General features: G+C 63.5%; 4 protein-coding genes and 1 pseudogene. 2 read left to right on the top strand and 3 right to left on the bottom strand.

Annotation, left to right across the window (positions count from 1 at the left end):
* Positions 1-106 precede the first annotated feature (106 nt).
* Positions 107-562 carry a CopD family protein gene (locus QMX78_RS20585; protein ID WP_282273140.1) on the bottom strand — a complete coding sequence of 152 codons (456 nt, stop codon included), beginning with the start codon at positions 560-562 and terminating at the stop codon, positions 107-109.
* A 63-nt stretch (positions 563-625) separates the two neighbouring features.
* On the opposite strand from QMX78_RS20585, the gene QMX78_RS20580 reads away from it, so the two are divergent.
* Both QMX78_RS20580 and phaZ read left to right on the top strand, forming a co-directional pair.
* A complete protein-coding gene (locus QMX78_RS20580; protein ID WP_282273139.1) occupies positions 626-1,222 on the top strand; it encodes a class I SAM-dependent methyltransferase in 597 nt (198 codons plus the stop codon).
* 81 nt (positions 1,223-1,303) lie between these two features.
* Positions 1,304-2,533: pseudogene (gene phaZ, locus QMX78_RS20575) on the top strand (polyhydroxyalkanoate depolymerase); the annotation flags it as partial.
* Positions 2,534-2,871: 338 nt separating this feature from the next.
* On the opposite strand, the gene QMX78_RS20570 reads toward phaZ, so the two are convergent.
* Positions 2,872-3,186, bottom strand: coding sequence for a multidrug efflux SMR transporter (locus QMX78_RS20570; RefSeq protein ID WP_282273137.1), 315 nt, complete (start codon positions 3,184-3,186; stop codon positions 2,872-2,874).
* 1 nt (position 3,187) lies between these two features.
* The gene (locus QMX78_RS20565; RefSeq protein ID WP_282273135.1) at positions 3,188-3,544 is read right to left on the bottom strand and encodes an SMR family transporter; all 357 of its coding nucleotides are present in this window, start codon (positions 3,542-3,544) and stop codon (positions 3,188-3,190) included.
* Positions 3,545-3,858 lie beyond the last annotated feature (314 nt).

Below are 3,858 nucleotides of genomic sequence, written 5' to 3'. Positions count from 1 at the left end.
CCCTCCCCTGCGCTACGCGCATGGGAGGGGGCGGAGGCGAGCCCTCCCTTGCGCGCAGCGCAGGGGAGGGTTGGGAGGGGTGCCTTTGATCTTCCCCCCAGAAAACTCAGAACGGCTTCGCCAGCACCAAATAAACGATGGCAATGAACAGCACCAACGGCAGCTCATTGAACCAGCGCAGCGTGCCCGATGACGGCAGGGCCTTGCCCTTGATCGTGCCCTTCAACCAGCGCCCGGTGAAGGTGAAATACACCATCAGCAAGACCACCAATCCCAGCTTTGCATGCAGCCAGCCGGCAGCACCCGGCGCCACCATGGTCGGGAACTCCGGTAGCACCTTGTAACCCAGCCACAGCACCAGCCCCAGGATGAAGGCAAAGCCGAACATCACATGGCCAAACCGGTACAGGCGCTTGCCCATCAACTGCAGCCGCTCCAGCACCGCCGGCTGACCCGCAGCCTCGGCCAGGTTGACCAGGATCCGCGGCAGGTAGAACACCGACGCCATCCACGCCACCACGAAAACAAGGTGGAAGGTCTTTACCCAAAAGTACGACTGCATGCGCTGGCTCCATCGGCGGCGTAGGATGAGCGCCATTTTCGCCCATCAGCACAAGACACGCACATGCAGGACAAGCAGTACGACGCCGACTACTTCCAACGCTGGTATCGCCGCGACGATATCGGCGGCGCAGCGCGCCTGGCACGCAAGGTGCAGCTGGCCGTTGCCGCAGCCGAGTACTACCTGGAGCGCCCGATCCGCAGCGTGCTCGACGTTGGCTGCGGCGAAGGCGCCTGGCGCGCGCCCTTGCTCAAGCTGCGACCCAAGCTGCAGTACATGGGCTTTGACAGCAGCGAGTACGCGGTGCGCCGCTATGGCCGCACCCGCAACCTGCATCTGGCCAGCTTCGGCGACTTCCAGTGGCTGCGTCCCTGCGCGCCGGTCGACCTGCTGGTCTGCTCGGATGTCATCCACTACGTGCCCAGCCGCGAGCTGCGCAAGGGCCTGCCGGGCCTGGCCGAGCTCTGCGGCGGGGTCGCCTTCCTGGAGGCATTCACCGCCGAGGACGAGTTCCATGGCGACCACGACGGCTTCCAGCAGCGCCCTGCGCGCTGGTACAAGCGCCAGCTGCGTGAAGCGGGCTTCCGCGGCGTCGGCTCGCATTGCTGGCTGGGGCCCGCATTCAGCGAAGACATCGCCGCGCTGGAAAGGGCCGACTAAAGGCCGATACCGGCTTAACTCGCGCTCTGCGATAGTGCGCTATGCTGCACAGCATCATATGACTGTACATATTGGGACGTCATGCTTTATCAACTGCATGAATTGACCCGCAACCTGCTTGCGCCCTGGGTTCACCAGGCGCAGGCAAATGCGGCGTTCTTCAATAATTCGGGCCACTGGTGGTCGTCGATGCCGGGCGCTGATCGCTTCGCGGCGATGAACGAGCTGTTCCACCGCCTCGGCAAGGATTATGAGAAGCCCGAATGGGGCATCCATGAGCTGGAGCTTGATGGCGAGATCGTGCCGATCGCCCAGCTCACCGAAGTGGAGAAGCCGTTCTGCAAGCTGCTGCGCTTCAAGCGCCACAGCAACGAAACCTCCAAGGTTGAAGCCCTGCTCGCCCAGCCCATCGTGCTGGTGGTAGCGCCTCTGTCCGGCCACCATGCCACCCTGCTGCGCGACACCGTGCGCACCCTGCTGCGCGACCACCGCGTCTATGTGACCGACTGGGTCGACGCGCGCATGGTGCCGGTGGAACAGGGCGAGTTCGGCCTGGACGACTACATCGAATACGTGCAGGAGTTCATCCGCCACCTCGGCGCCGAGAATGTGCACGTGGTCAGCGTCTGCCAGCCAACCGTGCCGGTATTGGCTGCAGTCTCACTGATGGCCAGCCGTGGCGAAACCACGCCGCGCTCGCTGGTGATGATGGGTGGCCCGATCGATGCGCGTTGCAGCCCGACCGCGGTCAACAACCTCGCCACCCGCAACCCGATGTCGTGGTTCGAGAACAACGTCATCCACACCATTCCTGCGCCGTATCCGGGCCAGGGCCGCCGCGTCTATCCGGGCTTCCTGCAGCACGCCGGCTTCATGTCGATGAATCCCAGCCGCCACCTGATGTCGCACTGGGATTTCTACACCGACCTGGTCAAGGGCGACCTGGACGACGCCAACGCGCATCGCCGTTTCTACGACGAATACAACGCCGTGCTGGACATGCCGGCGCAGTTCTACCTGGACACCATCCGCGTGGTGTTCCAGGAATTCCTGCTGCCGCGTGGCGAGTGGTATGTGCGCGGTGAACACGTCGACCCGTCGGCGATCCGCGACACCGCCCTGCTGAGCATCGAAGGCGAGCTGGACGATATTGCCGGCCTGGGCCAGACCGAAGCGGCACAGGCGCTGTGCACCGGCATCCCGGCCTCGCGCCGCGACCACTTCATCGTCGAAGGCGCCGGCCACTACGGCATCTTCAGCGGCCGCCGCTGGCGCGAAGTGGTGTACCCGAAGATGCGCGATTTCTTCAGCGCCCAGTCCGCGCAACCGGCGGCAAAGAAGGCCAAGAAAGCCAAGAAAGCCAAGAAAGCCAAGAAAGCCAAGAAAGCCAGCAGCAATGTAACCCCGCTGCGCCGCCGCGCCCAGCGCTGAGCCTTGGCTTGAAGCCCCTCTCCCTGCGGGGTGAGAGGGGCAGCTTGCGAACCAGTGGTTCGCTGCCCATCGAACGCCCTTACGCCAGCGCAAGGGCCGGGGCGCGGCGCGGGGATTGGGTTGAGGGTAAATCGAAGCAAGACGGTTTCGGCAATAGCAGTCCCGCCGAAGCTGACAAGAGAGCCACAAGGCCCCGGCATTCCCGGGGCCTTCTGCATTCAAGAAACCGCTTTCAAGCCCACCACCCCAACCACGATCACGGCCAGGCTCAGCAAGCGCGCCGTGCTGCGCGACTCACCAAAGAACAGTATGTTCACCAGTACCGCAGCGGCCGTTCCCAGGCCAATCCACACCGCATAGGCAATGCTCAACTGGATGTAACGGAAGGATTGGTACAGCAGCACGAACGAGGCGCCGAACCCGCCGATGAACAGGATCGCGCTCAACAGACTCTTGCGCCCGCTGTAACGCTTCAGGCCAATCACGCCCACCGTTTCCATCAAGGCTGCGGCGAAAACCAGAAACCAGCCCATATCAGCCTCCCTGCCCGTTTGCGTCGGGCGCAGTGGCCACCTTGTCATCGGCCAGTTTCAACGCGATCACGCCCGCCACCAGCACCGCCATGAACACCCCCTTGGCCAGGCTGAAGCTGCCGTCGAACAGGAAGATGTCCATCAGCGCCGTGCCCACCGTGCCAACGGCGGCAAACACCGCATATACCGTGCCGGTCGGCAATGATTCGCAGGCCTTGGCCAGCCAATGGAAGTCCACCAGGATCACCACGATGATCGGAATCCAGTGCCACCAGGTCGCTGCCACATTGAAGCCATACACCCAGACCAGTTCGAACAGACAGGTCAGGGCCACGTAGAACCAGCCTTTACCGGCCATGACGTTCTCCAAGAAAAACCGCAACCAGCATAGCGCGTGGTAGTGCCGAGCCATGCTCGGCAGGGGTTTTACCGGCAGCGTCCCGCTCCGCCTTCTTGCGGGAGCGGCATGCCTCGAAGCTCCAACCGCATCCGCCGGCGAGAAGCCAACCCCTCCCCAGCCCTCCCCTTCGCTGCGCGAAAGGGAGGGAGCGTAGTGCCGAGCCATGCTCGGCATGGGCCCGACCAGCAATCCAGAACTGTAGGAGCGGCGTCAGCCGCGAAGCTGGCAACAATGACTGGCGCGGTATTTCTGCCATCTGACCATCTACCAGC

The sequence above is a fragment of the Stenotrophomonas sp. PS02298 genome, assembly GCF_029959445.1.
Lineage (GTDB): Bacteria > Pseudomonadota > Gammaproteobacteria > Xanthomonadales > Xanthomonadaceae > Stenotrophomonas.
The sequence above is the reverse complement of the archived record's forward strand: the minus strand, read 5'-3'. Positions and strand labels throughout refer to the sequence as shown.

Coding starts and splice junctions, on each gene's coding strand:
- QMX78_RS20585 (WP_282273140.1), bottom strand. CDS start 562: ATGCAGTCGTACTTTTGGGTAAAGACCTTCCACCTTGTTTTCGTGGTG.
- QMX78_RS20580 (WP_282273139.1), top strand. CDS start 626: ATGCAGGACAAGCAGTACGACGCCGACTACTTCCAACGCTGGTATCGC.
- QMX78_RS20570 (WP_282273137.1), bottom strand. CDS start 3,186: ATGGGCTGGTTTCTGGTTTTCGCCGCAGCCTTGATGGAAACGGTGGGC.
- QMX78_RS20565 (WP_282273135.1), bottom strand. CDS start 3,544: ATGGCCGGTAAAGGCTGGTTCTACGTGGCCCTGACCTGTCTGTTCGAA.